Raw genomic sequence first — 17344 nt, forward strand, 5'->3', positions numbered from 1 at the left:
TGATGGGGTATCTTATGCACAAGCAGGCAGGCATGTGCGGAAGTTTTACCGAGTTGCTTCAAAAATGGCCTTTACTTTTGGGACAACTTCACCGCTCCTTGCCCCTTCCTGCATAAACGCCACCAACATTTCGGGATCATCTTGGTTATAGGCGACAACCCATCCAAGAACATCGTCATTCGATTCGCCTTGACCACCGCTTAATTCAGCTGTTCCTGTTTTTGCTGCTAACGGATAGCCATCTATTTCCATTGCATGGGCCGTCCCGCTTTTTTCAGACACAACTTTCCCAAGTGCCTCATCAATAATTGCGGCGGTTTCAGGCGTCAGATGGTCTTTCCACACGACGCCGGTTTGTTCACTTTGCTCAAGCACTGGTTGAATCATAGCGCCTTCATTGGAAAAAGCCGTATACATCGTGGCAAGATGAACTGGATTGACGAGCACTTGCCCTTGCCCTGATCCTGAATAAGCGAGTTCAGGCTCCGAGCGGAACCCGTCTTCCCCGGTTATTTGTGATTTCTTCAACGGATACAAATAATCGATTGATTCCCCAAAACCAACGGCTTCAGCCTGCTCGATTAGCTTCTCTTCCCCTAGTTTTAGTGCTTCCATCGCAAAATAAATATTATCCGAGTACATAAGGGCACCTTCTAAATCGACTGGACCGCCTGGATCAGTGACGCGGTGGATATGGTAATCGCCCCAACCAGATGCATCGTCCGGCTGCCAGTCGTGGCCGCTTACTTCAATCGTCTCTTCTGGGACAAGCGTTCCAGCTTCTAGTCCAAACGCAGCAGTTAATGCCTTCATTGTCGACCCTGGAGAAAAACTGGCACTAAAACGGTTCAACAGCGGCATTTCTTCATTTTCCTCGATTTTTTTGCGCTCCTCGCTGGAAAAACCAAGTGCTGCTAAATTCGGATCGTAAGCTGGCGAACTAACCAACGCCAACGTTTCCCCTGTGAGAGGATCTAGCGCCACACTTGTACCTGATTTTCCAGCAAATTCGTTAAAAATCGCTTCTTGAACGTCCATATCAATCGTTAAGTGGATATCCTCGCCATCCTCGCTTTCAGACTCGATAATGGTTTCCTTCCGCTCACCATCTGCACTTGCTGTATAAATTTCTATCCCGTCTTTTGCGCGCAAACGGTCTTCGAGCACCAATTCCAACCCGGCTAAACCAATGTTTGAAGAAGAAGAGTATCCTTCGCTGCTGCGCTTTTCTAATTCTTCCGCCGTAATCGGCCCGATGTATCCGGTCAAATGGGCTGCTGCTTCGCCGAATGGGTAAACCCGACCGTTCAAGCGCCTGTAGGAGGCGGCAGATACTTGCTCTGTGATCGAATCTGCTAGGCGACTTTCACTAGCAGGCAATTGCTTAAGCGGCACAAACGCTTCTGGCGTCACCCAGCCTTGACTCAACTGTTCATCAATGTAGTCTTCCGTTATCCCTAACTCATTGGCTAAGATGGCCACAGCATCATCTTGCCCTTCAAGCAAGCTTGGCTGAACACCCATTTCGAGCACTTCGCCATTAGTGGCTAACGCCTGCCCATGAACATCATAAAGATCGCCCCGCTCTCCTGGTATGCGGTTAAGCCTTACCACATCATCGCCCTCCAACTGGGGAAATAAAAGGCTCGGCTCCCATTCTAAATGCCACTCATTTTCCTCTTCTGCTGTCTGTACCCATTCCATTCCTTCCTCAAAGGAATAAGGTCCAGCAATCGTTTCCATTGAAATGGCAATCGGAACCGATTCGATCCCTTCCCCTTCGTAGTCTTCCGGGAAACGCGGCTCGACTGCAAACTCTGTTATCAAATCACTAAAAATGCGCTCGTGTTTCGCGATAAATGTTTCCTCGTCGACGTTTTCCTTTGCTTCATTTGTAAGCATAGCGTACATATCCTTGTATTCGCCGTTTTTCCAATGTTCGATATAAGCCTTAGCAGTATCTTCTGGAGACGAACTTGAACAAGCCGCCAAAGCAAGTGTCATTCCGGCGAATGCAGAAAAAAGTAGTAATCCCGACCGCTTCAACTCCCTAACAGCTCCCTTGCTAATTGGTAAGTCTTCAAAAAATATGACAAAAATCATAGGATAAAAGATTCTACTGTTAGAGTAGCACACTTGCCGATACCTTTGAACCTCTCATGACTAAAGTCACAAGATTGTTTGCAAACAGACCATCTTTGATGTGTCGTTGCATCCTCAAGCATCAGCGTTTTGCCCTTCTCCTTTCGAAGAAAACCGGGAATCTTACATCTTTTGTTTTTCCTGCTGAGGAATGATCACTAGGAGACCATACTGTCTCTTCTTTCGTGTGTTAAACCCATTATAAGTAAAAAAAGCGTACGAAAGCCTCTGCTTTCGTACGCTCTTGTCATTAAGAACGGATAATATTGATTTTATCAGCAATTGGCGTCCGTTCTTTTGCTTCAGGAATAAAATCGCCATAACCAATCATTAACGTTGCGACAATTTTTTCTCCAGGCTGAACACCAATGGCTTCACGGAAGACAGGATTGTAAATCCAATCATTGGTACGCCAAATCATGCCAATGCCTCTGGCCCAGGCAGCAAGCTGGATGTTTTGAATCATGGCACAAACCGCCCCATAATCTTCATCCCACGTTTTTTGACGCGGATCCTCAGGCATAACTACAACAAGATGGAGGGGAATTTCCCTAAAATAAGCTGCCTTTTTTTGCGCTTTTTCAGGGATCTTCCCATCGCTCCCTGCTTGTGTTTTCAAATAGGCGTCTACAAACTGTTTTTTCCCTTCTTCAGCGTATAGAAGAAAACGCCAAGGTTCCGTTAATTTATGGTTGGGCGCCCACTTTGCAACTTCTAATACATCGACTATTTCTTCAATGGATACAGGATCAGGTTTAAATTTTTTAATAGAGCGCCTTCCCTTAATAAGCTCGTCAATTGCTTTTACTTGGTTCAATTCCATTTTCACTCATTCCTTCGTTCTCCATTCTTACCCTTTAGTCTAACGAAAGGATCAGACAAACGCAAGGAATGATTCTCATTTTCATTTAGATCGTGATAATAATCGCATCATATCCCCGGCTCTTTAATTCAGCAACAAGCGCTTCTGCATTGGCTTTAACCGAAAAAGCGCCAACTTGCACACGGTAAAGAGAACCACTTCGGATAATTAAGGCTTCATAGCCGTCTGCTTGAAGCCGTGCTTGTAGGGCTTCTGCATTAGCGCGTTGGGAAAAAGCGCCTGCTTGCACACGGTAAATCGTGCCGTTACCGCCAGAATTACGCTGCAAATCGAACGCTTGCGCCAAACCATTTACATGACCACGAGCGACACGGGTCAAAAAGGCCGGATCCCGAAGCTTGGCCGCATCATTGGCGTGGTCAATGAACAGGTTTTCTGTTAAAATCGCTGGCATTGTGGACGTACGCAAAACTGCAAAATTAGCGGTTTTCTTTCCTCGGTCCGTTCCGCCAAGTTGTTGCATAATCGCCGGATGGATAATATTTTGTGCCCGAACAGACCCGCTTGTCTGCGATGTGTGAATAAACGATTCAAATCCGGTTCCACCCCCTGCGTTAATATGCACAGATAGAAAATAATCAGCACCCCAGTTGTTTGCCATATTCGTCCGTTCTGATAAAGACACGGCCGTATCGCCTGTTCGGCTCATCCGGACTTCTGCGTTTTCGTATTCAGACACTAACATATCACGAATTTGCGTCGCAATTGACAGTGTTAAGTTCTTCTCTTGCATGCCATTTCCTACCGCACCTGGATCGTTACCACCATGTCCTGGATCAATAAAAATTTTAACCATAAATAATTCCTCCTTAATAATAGTAGGTGCTTGTCCTAAGCGTATATAGGCTGAAGGCAACGCCAACAGCCTTCCACAATGTTGATTAGGACAGGACTCCTCCCATCCTGTAAGGGTTAATCTCAACACCTGACCAGTAGTAGTCAACCCTTACAATCTACTTGTATGAAACAAAGGGTCCTGCCGACATGGACAAACGTTAGAAACGAATTGAATTAGGTGAAAAATCCCGCGAATAGCTAGGATTGATCCTCTTTGCATTTCCATTACACACTAAATTTAGAATTTTTCTATAAACCCTTTTGATTTTTCTTATTTGGCTTGTCTTCACCTGAGTCCCTATCTTCATCGCTTTTCGCAAAACCTAACAATTTTTCCCGAATCACAGGCGGGATTTTCACTCCACTGGCCGCTAAATTTTCTACAATACTCAAGCACTCATTCGCGATATAAAAAAGCACAGTTGCCGACGCAACCATGCCTTTCAAATCTAATACAATATCAATCATATTGGCAACAATAATAACGACGAAAATCCCAATTTTCTGAGCAAAACCGTACAAAGAAACCCGGCTGCGAACGCTTTTGTTTTTAATTGCTTTTGCAATACCGGTGGCAATGTCAAGAACCATCAGCAAGATAAGCAAATCAAGAAATTTGACATTGCCGAAAAGGTAAAGGCGAGCGACATCTAAGGACAAGTCAGCGAACGTGCCTATATAGCATCCCCCCTTTCGATGGCATGCTGTTATTCTTAAGCGGTTCTTGTTTCCTGCTTGAAATCCGTTAACCAAACACGATTATCCTAAATAGAGTATGTTACTCAGAAAGGCTTTCCTGTGTTTCTTCCTGCTTCATGTCCTCATTTTCTTTTTGCAGTAAAGCGTAAGCGTTTTTAAAGGTTTGTAATTGCGCATCCATTTCTGATAACTCTAACTCCCGCTGTCCTAGCCTTTCCGCTAAATACTCAACACGTGCATTGGCTTTTTGTACCTCATACTCGAGTGATTGGATGTATTGCTTTTGTTCAGAGGATAACTCTTGACTCACATCAGCGACCTCCTTTCAGAGCATTGACTTGCCTTTGAATCTCTTTAATCTCATTTGCCTGTTGTTTTATTATCCGGTCTTGTACTTTCACTTTAGCTAGAATCCCAGCGATAAAGTCATCCATTGACAATGCCGGACCTTCGTCAGACGGCGTGCGAAACTCTTCCGGTAAATCCTCTGAAATAGGACCATAATTTGGTCGAACAAAAGCACCATTTCTATCTGGTGTTTTGTAGTGGTAAGACATTAATTCAACTTGGTCTATTAAATGAGCGAAGTAATCCAGGTCAAGGGGTTCAATGTTTTCCTTTACGTTACGTGATGAAATCTTGTGCATCGTAAAGTAATGCATATTGTTGGTCCAAACTTCCCATAACCGGAAATTACTCATCCCTACAAGACCCCATCCAGAGGTATCAGGCCTAAAAGTTGGATGAAGTCCTGATTTACTTGACGTATTTCCCCTTCCCATTACCCAATATCTGCTGCCGCTGCTGCCACGCATTGGATCAAAACGAAACTCCGTGGACCTTGAGATAATCCGGTTGACTGAATCAATAAATGTAGAACTTGCACTGTAAATGGTAAACGTATCGTTTGTGTTTGCACCAATATAACCCATGTTTTTGCCCCCAGGGTCGAAAAACCTTACAAGGGCCGGATCGCTGCCCTGACCATTAAAATTTCGTATGCCGATTAGAATTCGGTTCCGGGCATTGCTGTCAAACGCCTTAAATCCGTCCGCATCCATCTGCACAGCCATACTGCCATTCATCGCCCTAACCATAATATTGGCTGCATCTAACGTGCCACTTGTGATTTTAGCGGCACTAATGTCGCTAATTTTGGCATTGGTAATAGTGGCATTTGCAATTTTCGCGTTGTCAATTTGCCCATTGCCAATTTTTGCGTTTGTGATTGCTCCGTTTTCGATCTGTGCCGTGCCGATAATGGCGTTTTGCAACTTCGCCTTGCTGATGGATGCATCGGCGATCGCAGCGGTACCGACTGCTGCCTCCCCAATATGGGCCGTCTTAATTACGCCATTGTCAATTAGTGTTTGCCCTGTGATGCGTGTTTTTGCACCATCAATGAGGACACCTTCACTAGATAAGTTAATGGCTGCAATGACACCGTTTTTCTCGACACGGGCATTGATTTGATCGGCTTGTACACTTAACTTAGACTCTGCTTGTGACATGCGGTTCCCTAAACCAGTGGTTTCAGACGCTACTAGGCTGATCTCGCGTGCATTTTGGTCGATTGATGTTTGGAGGCTGGATACTTCCGATATATCAACCACCTCTATATCATCGACACGAACCCAACCGACGCTATGATTAGTCACCATAGACACCGATAAAGCCTTGACGTTACTAGGACACTTCCACGTACCTTTTATTTGTCGCCACTCTGTTTGCGCTCCATCCCATCCCCAGTCTGCTACCAACGTACCTGTATCTGCGTTGCCAAACCTAAATTTCTGGTTATCTCGTACTCCATTTGCGTCAGCACTCGTCTTATACCAATAGGAAATTCGGTAAGTGTGCCCAGGTACTACCGCAACAGGGTTAGTAACGCTTTGGCTTCGAGTTCTAGGGGATGAACCTCCCTTAAATTCCAATGCTTTCTTACCTGAATAGGCATCGTCCACGATCTCGCCAGGCCCATGCCAGCCTAGCCCCCCGCCCTCAAAACTTCCGTCTGGGATGATATTGTCGCCCGTTGTAGCAACGTGCGACAGCTCTGAAATTGTAGTGCTGAATTGGTCAGCTCTTAACTCTAGCCGGGACGTACGACTACTGACATTAGTAATAGCTCCGGCATTATTATCTACTCTTGTCTCCACGTTTGAGACATCGGCCTTTAGCCCGTTAATTGTCGTTTCAAAATTAGACTGCTTCTCTGACACTCCTTCAACCGTCTTGCTCAGTTCGCCAAAATCAGTCCTTAATCCGCTAGCGGTTAACTCTAATTCGCCAATTTGGCTGGAGAGTTGCCCTGTCGTGTCCTCAAACTCGTCTTTCGTGATTCTTGCAGCAATGGCCTCTGCATTCGCTCGTATGTCTGCCTCTTGAGCACTCAGCTTTCCGTCCATATTCGTTAAGCGGCTAGCTGTGGTTGATAGTTCGCCTTCAATGACGTCTATGTTAGTCGCTATGTCAGATACAGTCCCGTTAATGTCACCAACCTCACGGGTTAGATTATCGGTAATGCTGTCTAACTCAGCTAGTTTGCCATCTGTGAATTGGAACTTGCCGTCCACATACTCTAACCCAGCTTTTTCAGCCAATTCGCTATTTATTTGCTCGGTAACGGTCTTGATTTCCTCGTCGGTGTACTGCTTGGCATCTTGCTTTAATTGCTCGCGGGCCGACTCTTCCAGTTGATCCAAATTAATTGACCCATCGGCAATAATTTGCGCTTCCTTACTTAGTTCACGAAGTTTGGCAGCCAAGTCCTCGCCAAAGAAAATGTCCTCTGATACGATTCGTGCTGTCGTAGCGCTTACTTCTTCCGACAAAGGCGAGTAACGCTCGTAATAGTTAAAAGCACGGACACGGAAATAATACTGTTTGTTCGGTTCGCCATGAAAGCTATAAGTATTGCCACCCCCTCGGTAAACGAGTGTTTCTGGGCTTCCTGCAAACCCCTGTACTTCGCTTGCATAGACTTCATAACCTGCAATATACGTGTCTAAATGGCTAAAATCCCATTCCACCATGATGGCAGCATATAAACCGGTAGCTGTCACATTAGCGGGTACTTCAGGAACAATGTCTGGATACGAATTGGGCTGAATTGGCCTCCCTGCCCTATCCCATACATGGGCATTTTCCTTTACTTTTGCCAGCACCCTTTCCACTTCTTGATTTGGGGTTGAAAATAGCGGCAGAAACTCCCCTAATACGACTTCATCCTTGCTAGGATCAAGCAAGTCGCGTTTTAGCTCAATTACTCTCGTCTTTTCTTGAATGATCGGATAAATGTCTTCATCAAGGACAGCAGCCGTGTCCCCTAATTGAATACGTTCATGTTCAAAATTGGAGAGTCTGAATAAATCAACAACCTTTCCGGAATAATGGACAAGTGGCGTACATACCGTTTGCAAATATTCATAGGTTTGTTCTAATAAACGGACAGGGTTGTCTTCATCTGATTCTTCCAAAATGCCAAATCGATGCCTTTTTCCTTCATAATCCCCTCGTCCCCATAAAGCTCTTGCCTGCTCATCGCCAAGCCAGTCTTGCCCTTTTGGTTTATCAATAGGGTCGCCTTTCGCTTTGCTCCATTCGATATCTTTAAACGTAATCGGTTTGCCTTGGTCCCCATTTTCATTCTCGGTCGGTTTCCCGTAAGCTCTGATCGCCGTTTTGACATTGCTCATATCAATGGTGCGTTCAATTTCGGTTAAGTCTTTTCTATATTCAAACCGTTTGCCTGTATCTGCCCCTCGGCGTGAAAGAATATCAATGTACCGCCCGGTAATTTTATTTCCTTCAATTGTCACTCGACATCTTAGTTCGCCTTTAAATGTATTTAGCAACTCGGCTACACAATATTTGGCGTTGGTTTGGCTAAACTCTACAGGAGCTTCCCCTAATTCGGCAACGACGCCTGGCTGCCACCGTGTCCCAGCAAGAATACTAGAAAGGGCTTGCCTGACGTTTGTCTGATTATACAGAATATGCTCTATATGTTCATCAAGCAGTTCATTGACCGCATGTTCACATATAACCGTTTTATAAGCGGCATCCCCATGGCGGTCTTCTACAACAACAATTTCAAAAAGTTGAAAATCGCCATCGACATCATAAAAAGCGACTTGTTGGCCTTCGACGATTTCAAGTGCATGGTCACAATCGGCAAGGATTGTAAATTCAAAGGAATGTGCATTGTTCAGTTGTTCTGTATGCACCGCTTCGATTAGATGCCGTTCATCGAGAACAGCTCTGCATGTTTCGTGCTTGTCGAAAATAAATACGTTCATTCTATCCCCCTCTCCCTTTATAACCATTTCTCCTTATATGCCATCTCTACTGTCGCGGTTTCCGGTCGAACGGCAATATGATTTTCGCCAGGATGTAAAAATATATCTTTAAATCCTGAACGCAGATCAAGCAAAGGCATCGCCCATTCATCGTTATAACGAATTGATGATTTTTCACTGTCAATCACAACCTGGTCGCCTGAATGGAATACTCGATTTAACTTAAATCGTTTCCCGTCTTTTTCTATTTGCATGTTTTCTGTTTCTTCATGGAAAAGAATTGAGTAAACCGGCATCGCTGGTGCAGTAGCTGTATAGTCGACAACTATGCTCTCCGTGAAATCAAGCTCTTTTTTTGCCCCTTCTGCGACAGGATCAGATACTTGAAAGACTAATTTTCCCGTTTTCAACAAGCCTTTGCCTGTAAAATCGGAAAAGTCGACTACAAATGCATGGTAGGCTTTATCTGGCTCATCAAAAAATACCAGTTTGCCTTCTTCTGCCGAAAGGTAATAAGCCATTTCTCGCATGGCTTTTCTTTGTTCTTCATAACTATTGGAAATCATTAAAACATCAAGCTCGATCAAGTACTCGCCCCACCGTTTATTTGAAGCGTGGACGCCGTGGTGGACTTCAGTGTTCGTAAATTTCCGTGGCGGCAAAGAGGCGCGGTTGTCATCGACCAGTTTGAGCCACTTTGAAAAATTCACGCCATTAAAAGAAAACCAAGCATTCATTTTCTCGCCTCCTTTTTAGTAGTGTCCTCTTGCACGCTGTGCCATTTGTCCTCTCCGTCCAAGTTCAACATCCATAAACGGTGCGGTCACTCTAGCAATTTGTTTGCCTTCAAGGTGGACTGGCACTTCAATCGTCATCTTGCTAGAAGGATTTGCTGACAGCCCCTGCAACTCTCTTGCTTGTACATTGCTATCTAACCGCGCCAATCCCCGTCCTAGTGAAGAACCAATATCATGAAGAGAAGGCAGCGTTAATGCTTTCTCAAACGCATGTTCAATTTTAGGCACATCTCGGTTAATGGAGTCTTTTATTGGCCCGCCAAAGTTAAGACGGTGAATGTCTTGCAGTGGTCCTTCTTTAGCAGGAGAGAAAGGCAAGAAATCCCGTATCTTTCCTGCAACATTGGAGATTGCATTTTTTACTGCCCCAACTGCACTTGTAATTCCCTCTGCAATGCTATTAACAATGTTTTTCCCTGCTTCGCGAAAACGGCCAACAAAATTCAACACGGCTTGCCATGCGCTTTGAATTCCATTAGAGATAGCCGTTTTGATATTAGTCATTGCGGTTGTCACACTTGAGCGGACAGCGTTAAAAATAGTTGTAAATGTGTTTTTTATCGCATTAAGAGCACTTGTTACCGCTGTACGTGCCGCCGAAATCCCGGTTGAAATAAAATTCTGTACAAAGCTAATCGCCGTTGTAACCACATTGCGAACAGCATTAAATACAGTTAAAAATACTGTCCTAATTACCGTTAACACAGATTGAACCACATTCGAGGCAGTTGTTAAGCCTGTTGAAATGGCATTGCGGATAAAGCCCATTACTGTCATGACTACGTTTTGAATAGGAGTAAAAATGGTGGAGAAAAACGACCTTATTCCATTTAATGCCGTCAAAAACAAATTGCTTATTGCTCCCCACATTTTCGAAAAAACACCCATTAAACCGGTAAACAAAGAACTAGCAATTTTTAAAAGCCGCCCAAACAATAACAACTGAACAACATTCCATATCGCCTCAAGCGCGCCAGAAAAAAGCTGCTTAATTCCTTCCCACATTAAAGAAAAATCTCCAGTAAAAAGGCCTGCAAACGCCTTTACTAGCCCCATGATGATGTTCAATGCTCCCGAAATAACTCCTTGAATATTGCCCCATACCATTTGAATAAGCGACACAATGAACGGCCAAACAAATTGCATAATCGCCAGAATGCCGTTCATAACTGGTTCAATAATGCTCTTAATTCCATTAAATATATTGGTTACTGCTTGCATAACAGCAGCTCCATGTTCATCCCAAAACGCCTTGATTTGCGCCAATTTTTCAGCAACAAAGGTAACAATCGTAGCCACTACCGTTTCCATCGTGGCCTTTATTGCCTCCCACGCTTGGACGACCCCATTGCGAAACGTTTCGTTTGTCTGCCAAAGATACATAATGCCTGCAACAAGAGCGGCAATCGCAGCGGTGATGAGAACAATAGGAGCTAATAAGCTAGACAAAGCTCCCAAAAAAGAAATAAAACTAGGAAGGACCATCGCTTTAATTAAGGATCCTATAGTCGTAAAAAGTTGCTGTAAAATAGACAGACTAGTAGCAACTTGAGAAATAGCAACTATCACCAACCCTGTCCCTGTTACAATGCTAAAAAAAGCTGATAACAATTCACCACTTGAAAGACTAGTTCCTAATTCCTCTAGCTCCTTCTTTATACCTGTAAGGGTCTGCTCTATACCACTTAACGCTTTTCCACCCTTTTCTAACGATTCAAAGTCAATTTTAATATTTGCTGACTCTCCTATTGAAATCGCCATCATCTTCCCCCTTTCCATTTGTTTGCTTCCATTTGCATGTTGCCTTCATCCCATTCGGCGGCGCTGCGTTTCTTTTTGTCTTGCAAAAAACGTTGGAAGGCGCTATCTTCGGGCAAGCCTCTAACAAATACTAAGAACCGCCTCCAAGATAGGCGGTTCTCAAACCCTTCTTTTGTTAAATTTATGCCATAAAACCGGTAGAAATCGGCTTCTAGCGCTGCCCACGCCCAAATGATTATCCGCGAATCTTGGTTTTTTTTTGCGCCGCGGCTGATTGTGCGCTTGAGCCTTTGACATCATATCCCCAAAGTTTCATAATGTCAGGCACAATATGTTTAAAAACGAAATTGACGCCTGCTTTCGACTGTTCGAGATGGGCTAAAAATTCCTTCCCTAACATTAGTTCAATAAATTCATACATTTTTTCTTCTGGCACAGCCATTTGCGTTTTGCCTCTCACTTTTTGTACACAATGGCGAAAGTAAAATGTCGCAAACTGGAAGGGCATTTCAGTTGGAATTTGAAAATATTCGCCCGCAAACTTGACATATTGATGCTTTTGTTCATTCGCTAGCTCAGCTAAAGCATCATCATAATCGGCAACTAGCTGTTCCTGTTGGATTTGGGCAAGCTCTTCCGCTTTTTCATTGAGCAATTGCAAACGGTCCGCCGATTTATTCGCCACCTGGAGCACCATCTTCCACAACTGCTTGTTTTGTGTTTACTCGGAACTCGCCAGAGAACGTATATACACCTTCAGATACAGAACCTTCTTCTTCATACGTGGTAAAGAACCCTGTTAAGGCGTACCCAGCTCCGTTTGCATCTGTATGCTTAATAACCGCTTCTTGACCTAATTCAGCTACTCGCTTTAACTCTGTTTGGCCATCATCTTCAAGCAGTGCGATCCCTTCCATCGCCACCGTCTCTCCAACAGAGGCAGCAATGAATTTTTGGCGGAAAACGCCGCCTCCTTCGACTGTGTCCCCAAGACCAGTTACATCCGCCTCTTCAACCTCTAGTGAGTGTGTGAAAGACGTTAATTTCGCTACTACTCGTCCATTTACTTCTACCCGTGTTCCAGCAAATTTCTTTTCTGCCATGTCCATTCCTCCAAAATTAATGTTTGTCCGTTTATCCAAAGCAAAGGTGGTGCCGGCACCAGTAACAAATGGATAACGAATGTGCAGCTTGGTTTTAGCTAACCTTGCTACACTACCATCATAATATGGAACAAGCGTTCGTACCTGTCATGTTTCTGCCATAATTCTGCCTTTAATATAGCTTCTGTATATAAAATCTACTAAAATAAAGATGACATAATCTTTACTGCGAAAAGGAGGGGCCTTTTTGATATCTCAGACAATGACCTCATATGGCACCACGCTTTCATTGACGGAAAGTGAGATCGTTTTAGAACATAACCGCAAAATATCTAAGCTAAGTCAAAGGATCGAGATTCCCTATGCTGACCTTAAAAAGGTTATTGTAAAGGAACATCGTTTTAAGTCTGGATATGCTTATTTTCTCCTCAATCATGAAGATGAATCTGTTTTTAGAGACCGGGATGCCTTTATTAGTGATATGGCAATTGTCTTTGTCCAAAAAAGGAAGTACAAAGAATTTCTACCTTTTTTAGACTTTATTGAAAATAAAATTGCTTCCCTTCAGAATATCAATGATAGCAATCATGCAATTACGCTAACCGAATCTCTAGCCCAAGAGCTATTAATGGAAACTAAAAAATCATTGGAATACAAAACAGATCAAGGAAAATTAATTATCAAAAAAAATACGATATCACTTACTCATAATCGTCTGTATGTAGGAAACAAGGGTACGAAAGAGATAGCGATAACATCTATTTCAAGTATTCACTTGTCACAGCCAGGAATTAAAGCAGGGCGTATCCGTTTTTTTATAGAAGGAAGCTTGCAAGAAAATAAATACCAAGCTTATCTGGCCTCTGAAAATGAGCTTCTAATTACTACACCTAATGATTATCGGACCATGCATGAGGCAAAGCAAGTGATTGAAAGCCTACGTTTACACCATTCTGAAAAGCTACATAAGACTTTATCTAAACATACATTGGCTTTCTCTCCTGCCGACGAAATTCGCAAATATAAATCATTGCTTGATGACGGTATCATATCTGAAGAGGAATTTGAGAAAAAGAAGAAGGAATTGCTTGGCTAAAAACAGGCATGGCCGTTTAAACTGTTGAAACAATAAAACCAGCGTTCATTTGCTCATGAACGCTGGCAAAGTGTTGTCTTCCGCTCAGATGCCTTCCAACTCCCCGTGTTCTTCCTCCCAAACAGAAAACAAATAGTGTAGCTTTGTAAACGCCCTGTTTTTTATGCGGTAATATTGGCGCTCGCTAATGAGCATATCCATGTATACTTGATAATCGAACCGGTCTGCCTCTTGCAAATAGCGGCGGACAATCAACTCGCGTTCAGCAGGCGGCAAGCGATTGACGCATTGTTCGATCATGTTCATGTAGTTCTTTCTTTTTTGGGCGGCTTCGATATTTTTTAGCGCCGTCTGTTCGGTTGTAGAAAAGAACGATCGAGCTCCCGTGTGAGCAGGAACGAATTGAAAGCTCTGTGTCGTTTTTGGAAGTTCTTCATAGGTTAGGGTCAGTCGATAAAGATTGTACGTTTCAAGCTTTTTTTCGACATAGCGTTTTTCTGTTTTGTTCATAACCATTCCCCTTCATGCTCTCTTTCCTACTAAAAGAGAACGAAGGTTCGCTAAATCAAAGAAAACAAGAAAATTTTCCTCAGGCGTGGAAACGCCCTAAAAATGTTTTTAGCCGTTCTGTTTTTGGGTGGTTTAAGACGTCATCAGGCGTGCCTTGTTCGGCAATGCTGCCTTTATCAAGAAACAAAATCCGGTCAGCGACGTCACGGGCAAAATCCATTTCATGGGTAATCAACATCATCGTTGTTTTTCCTTCTTCTGCAATATCGCGAATCACTTGGAGCACTTCCCCGACCAGCTCAGGATCAAGGGCTGCCGTTACTTCATCAAACAGCATCACTTTCGGCTGCATAACCAGCGAACGGGCAATGGCTACACGTTGCTGCTGCCCACCGGACAATTGCGATGGATACATGTCAACTTTGTCGGCAAGCCCGACTTTTTCAAGCATGGCGACAGCCCGTTCTTTTGCCTCGTCTTTGCTCAAGCCAAGGACGTGGATGGGCGCTTCGATACAATTTTTCATGATCGTCATATGGGGAAACAAATTGTATTGTTGAAACACCATCCCGATATTGCCCCGTACTTTGCGCAAATGCTTTTCGTCTGCTGGCTTTAGCTCACCGTTCACTTTTTTATGCCAGAGCATTTCTCCATCCACTTCAATCGTCCCTGCCGTTGGCTGCTCCAATGTCATTAGCATGCGAATAATTGTTGTTTTGCCAGATCCAGACGGGCCGATCAAAGCGATTTTTTCGCCTTTTTTTACGTCAATGTCTAAATTGTTCAAAACGACCGTATCGCCAAATGCTTTTTTCACATTGCGGTAACGGACAAGCGTTTCTGCTTGCTCCATTTGTACCACAGCAGCTGGTTCCACTTTCTCCATGACTTCACTCATGTTTTCACTCCTCTAGTTTCGATTTTATTGCCGTGCAGCGTACCGACTTTCCGTTCTAAATAGCGAATAAACGCAGCGGATGGATAGCTTAACGCTAAAAATAAGAAACCAACGATCGTAATCGGCTCTACATAACGCCAATCGCTTGTACCGATTGACTGGGCAACAGCCATCATTTCTACGACAAAAATCGCCGAAAGTAACGGGGTTTCCTTAAATAAGACGATTAAATAGTTTCCAAGCATTGGAATGACTGGAGGAATAGCTTGGGGCAAAATGATTCGTCTCCATGTTTGGGCACGAGTGAAATTTAATGCCTTGCTTGCTTCCCATTGGCTTTTAGGAACAGCTTCAATCCCCGAGCGGTAAATTTCTGAAACGTACGTAGCATAATGGAGGCCAAGTACGATGGCGCCTGTTTGGAAGCCTGTTAATGGCGTTGTATAGTAAACGAAAAACAGTTGGACAAGCGGTGGTGTTGCCCGAATAAATTCAATAATACCGGCAACCGTGAGTGCCAACGGCTTAAAAGAAGCACGTCGCAAAAGCGTTAAAACGAGGCCAGCTGTTAGCGAAATGCAATAAGCAATGATCGTAGCTGCAATCGTTACTGTAATAGCGGAAAGAATTTCAGGAAAGATCGCGATCGCAAATTCCCAATCCCATGGTTTGTTCATGATGTGCTCACTCCTTTAGAAGCCCGTTTTTCCAGCCAGCGGGCAAGGAAGATCAAAGGCAGCGCTAAAATAAAGTAAGCGACCAGCAAGTATGTGTAAATTTCAATTTGGTTGGACAGTGAGTTGTTGCTGCCTCGGAGTACATTGGCTTGGAACGTCATGTCGGCAAGCGCGATAAAATAAACAAGCGATGTCCCTTTCAATAATTCAATCGCGTTATTGCCAAAACCCGGCAACATCAAACGGACAGCTTGTGGCAAAATCACAAGCCTCATCCGCTGCCATTTTGACATGTTCAACGAAATGGCAGCTTCCGTCTGGCCAACGGCAATTGAATGAATCGCCCCTCTCACCACTTCTGAAGCATACGCGCCGTAATTTAAACCAACGGCAATTGAACCAGCTAAAAAATTGGACATCGACAGGCCAGGGAAAATCATCGGTAGCGCGTAAACAAAAAAGAACATTTGCACAAGCAACGATGTGCCACGGAACAGCTCAACGAAAACAGCAGCCACACTGCGGACGACTGGATTTTTTGAAGTTCGCATCAATCCAGCAACGAGAGCGATGCTGTACGCGACGACAGCGCCTACTAAAAAAACTTGGACCGTGATTTCTAGCCCTTTTAGAATAAACGGCATAAAGCTAGAAAAGTTATTGAACATCCTCTCACCTCTTATCAACTAAAAAAGGGAGCATGGGATTCCACCTATGTGAGCACCATGCTTCCCTCTTGCCCTTTAGGCATTGCAGCGATCTTCCATTGTGATGTCTTCAGGAGGCAAATTTGCTTCAGTGAAGCCAAACTGTTCAATGATTTCAAGCAACTCCCCTGAATCAATGAGTTCTTGCAGAGCGGCATTGTATTCTTCCCGCATCTCTTCTCCTGCTTCCGATTGTGGGAAGACAGCTGCGCCGTAGGCGATTTGCTCTTCGCCGTCAATCACAGGTTGTGTAAAATCTTCTACAAATTCGACTTTATCTGACGTATTGTTTTGAGCAGCAGAGTTTGCTGTCGCATCAGTAGCGACCATTACATCTGCCTGGCCATTTTCAACGGCGGCAATATTATCAGCAATGCTGTTTCCGCTGACAAATTGGCTTTCATCTGCTCCTAGTGCGAGCAACATCGCTTCTTGGTTCGCGCCTGCCATAAGCGCAACACGAATGTCTGGATCTTCCGCAATGTCTTCATAGCTTGTAATGTTTAGCGGGTTGCCTGAGGCGACGACGATTCCTTCCCCGTATTGCATTTCAATATTGCCGAAATTACCATTTGCGCACCGTTCTGGCTGGATGTCCATCCCGGCTGTAACAATGTCAAACTGTCCGCTGTTGACGCCTTGGATCAATGCTCCAAAATCAACAACAGTCCCTTCAATATCCTCATAGCCCATTTTTTGCAGTACAGCCCGGGCAATTTCAGGGCTGGCTCCCGTTACTTCTCCCGCGTCTGTGTCAATATAGCCGTAGGGCTCTTCATTTGCCACCCCTACCTGGATTGTGTTTCCGCCGCCACATGCAGCCAATACAACAGCAGACGTTAATAAACCGAAGATTCCTGCTTTTTTCACTACTCAATCTCCTCCTGCTGTCCATCACCAAAAACAAGCTATTTTTACTTTCCCAACCAA

At 44.1% G+C, this 17344-nt stretch carries 17 protein-coding genes; 1 reads left to right on the forward strand and 16 read right to left on the reverse strand.

The window, feature by feature from the left end:
• Positions 1 to 45: 45 nt before the first annotated feature.
• The 11 genes from N6H06_RS18685 to N6H06_RS18730 all read right to left on the reverse strand — a co-directional run bounded on the left by N6H06_RS18685 (position 46) and on the right by N6H06_RS18730 (position 12523).
• The gene (locus N6H06_RS18685; protein ID WP_263707693.1) at positions 46 to 2046 is read right to left on the reverse strand and encodes a penicillin-binding transpeptidase domain-containing protein; all 2001 of its coding nucleotides are present in this window, start codon (positions 2044 to 2046) and stop codon (positions 46 to 48) included.
• 346 nt (positions 2047 to 2392) lie between these two features.
• A complete protein-coding gene (locus tag N6H06_RS18690; RefSeq protein WP_062750337.1) occupies positions 2393 to 2965 on the reverse strand; it encodes a nitroreductase family protein in 573 nt (190 codons plus the stop codon).
• An 85-nt stretch (positions 2966 to 3050) separates the two neighbouring features.
• The gene (locus N6H06_RS18695) at positions 3051 to 3821 is read right to left on the reverse strand and encodes an N-acetylmuramoyl-L-alanine amidase (protein WP_095253711.1); all 771 of its coding nucleotides are present in this window, start codon (positions 3819 to 3821) and stop codon (positions 3051 to 3053) included.
• 290 nt (positions 3822 to 4111) lie between these two features.
• Positions 4112 to 4540, reverse strand: coding sequence for a phage holin family protein (locus N6H06_RS18700; protein ID WP_213029588.1), 429 nt, complete (start codon positions 4538 to 4540; stop codon positions 4112 to 4114).
• Between the two features lie 100 nt (positions 4541 to 4640).
• Positions 4641 to 4871: a hypothetical protein gene (locus N6H06_RS18705; RefSeq protein ID WP_095253710.1), complete on the reverse strand. Its 231-nt coding sequence runs from the start codon at positions 4869 to 4871 to the stop codon at positions 4641 to 4643.
• Between the two features lies 1 nt (position 4872).
• The gene (locus tag N6H06_RS18710) at positions 4873 to 8862 is read right to left on the reverse strand and encodes a phage tail spike protein (protein ID WP_263707694.1); all 3990 of its coding nucleotides are present in this window, start codon (positions 8860 to 8862) and stop codon (positions 4873 to 4875) included.
• Between the two features lie 17 nt (positions 8863 to 8879).
• Positions 8880 to 9599, reverse strand: coding sequence for a distal tail protein Dit (locus N6H06_RS18715; protein WP_062750341.1), 720 nt, complete (start codon positions 9597 to 9599; stop codon positions 8880 to 8882).
• Between the two features lie 15 nt (positions 9600 to 9614).
• Positions 9615 to 11420, reverse strand: a complete 1806-nt coding sequence (locus N6H06_RS18720; RefSeq protein WP_263707695.1) for a phage tail protein — start codon at positions 11418 to 11420, stop codon at positions 9615 to 9617.
• Positions 11420 to 11695 (reverse strand): Gp15 family bacteriophage protein, encoded by a 276-nt coding sequence (locus N6H06_RS23195; RefSeq protein ID WP_142237564.1) that lies wholly within the window; start codon positions 11693 to 11695, stop codon positions 11420 to 11422. Before N6H06_RS23195 ends, N6H06_RS18720 begins: the two co-directional genes overlap by 1 nt.
• A complete protein-coding gene (locus N6H06_RS18725) occupies positions 11656 to 12105 on the reverse strand; it encodes a hypothetical protein (RefSeq protein WP_213029548.1) in 450 nt (149 codons plus the stop codon). The genes N6H06_RS23195 and N6H06_RS18725 overlap by 40 nt, the downstream gene beginning before the upstream one ends.
• Entirely contained in the window at positions 12095 to 12523 is a 429-nt protein-coding gene (locus N6H06_RS18730; protein WP_062750344.1) for a hypothetical protein, read from the reverse strand. Before N6H06_RS18730 ends, N6H06_RS18725 begins: the two co-directional genes overlap by 11 nt.
• Before the next feature lie 247 nt (positions 12524 to 12770).
• Here N6H06_RS18730 and N6H06_RS18735 point away from each other — a divergent pair, with 247 nt between their 5' ends.
• Positions 12771 to 13619 (forward strand): SHOCT domain-containing protein, encoded by an 849-nt coding sequence (locus tag N6H06_RS18735; RefSeq protein WP_263707696.1) that lies wholly within the window; start codon positions 12771 to 12773, stop codon positions 13617 to 13619.
• Positions 13620 to 13703: 84 nt separating this feature from the next.
• On the opposite strand, the gene N6H06_RS18740 is transcribed toward N6H06_RS18735, so the two are convergent.
• The 5 genes from N6H06_RS18740 to ehuB form a co-directional block, all read right to left on the reverse strand.
• Positions 13704 to 14129, reverse strand: a complete 426-nt coding sequence (locus N6H06_RS18740) for an ArpU family phage packaging/lysis transcriptional regulator (protein ID WP_062750346.1) — start codon at positions 14127 to 14129, stop codon at positions 13704 to 13706.
• 79 nt (positions 14130 to 14208) lie between these two features.
• Positions 14209 to 15018: an ectoine/hydroxyectoine ABC transporter ATP-binding protein EhuA gene (gene ehuA, locus N6H06_RS18745; protein WP_375071300.1), complete on the reverse strand. Its 810-nt coding sequence runs from the start codon at positions 15016 to 15018 to the stop codon at positions 14209 to 14211.
• An 8-nt stretch (positions 15019 to 15026) separates the two neighbouring features.
• Complete coding sequence (gene ehuD, locus N6H06_RS18750; RefSeq protein ID WP_263707697.1) at positions 15027 to 15707, reverse strand: ectoine/hydroxyectoine ABC transporter permease subunit EhuD; 681 nt, start codon at positions 15705 to 15707, stop codon at positions 15027 to 15029.
• The gene (gene ehuC, locus N6H06_RS18755; RefSeq protein ID WP_062750349.1) at positions 15704 to 16375 is read right to left on the reverse strand and encodes an ectoine/hydroxyectoine ABC transporter permease subunit EhuC; all 672 of its coding nucleotides are present in this window, start codon (positions 16373 to 16375) and stop codon (positions 15704 to 15706) included. The genes ehuD and ehuC overlap by 4 nt, the downstream gene beginning before the upstream one ends.
• A 75-nt stretch (positions 16376 to 16450) precedes the next feature.
• A complete protein-coding gene (gene ehuB / locus N6H06_RS18760) occupies positions 16451 to 17284 on the reverse strand; it encodes an ectoine/hydroxyectoine ABC transporter substrate-binding protein EhuB (protein WP_062750350.1) in 834 nt (277 codons plus the stop codon).
• Positions 17285 to 17344: the final 60 nt, after the last annotated feature.

The organism is Shouchella tritolerans (assembly GCF_025770735.1).
GTDB lineage: Bacteria > Bacillota > Bacilli > Bacillales > Bacillaceae_D > Shouchella > Shouchella tritolerans.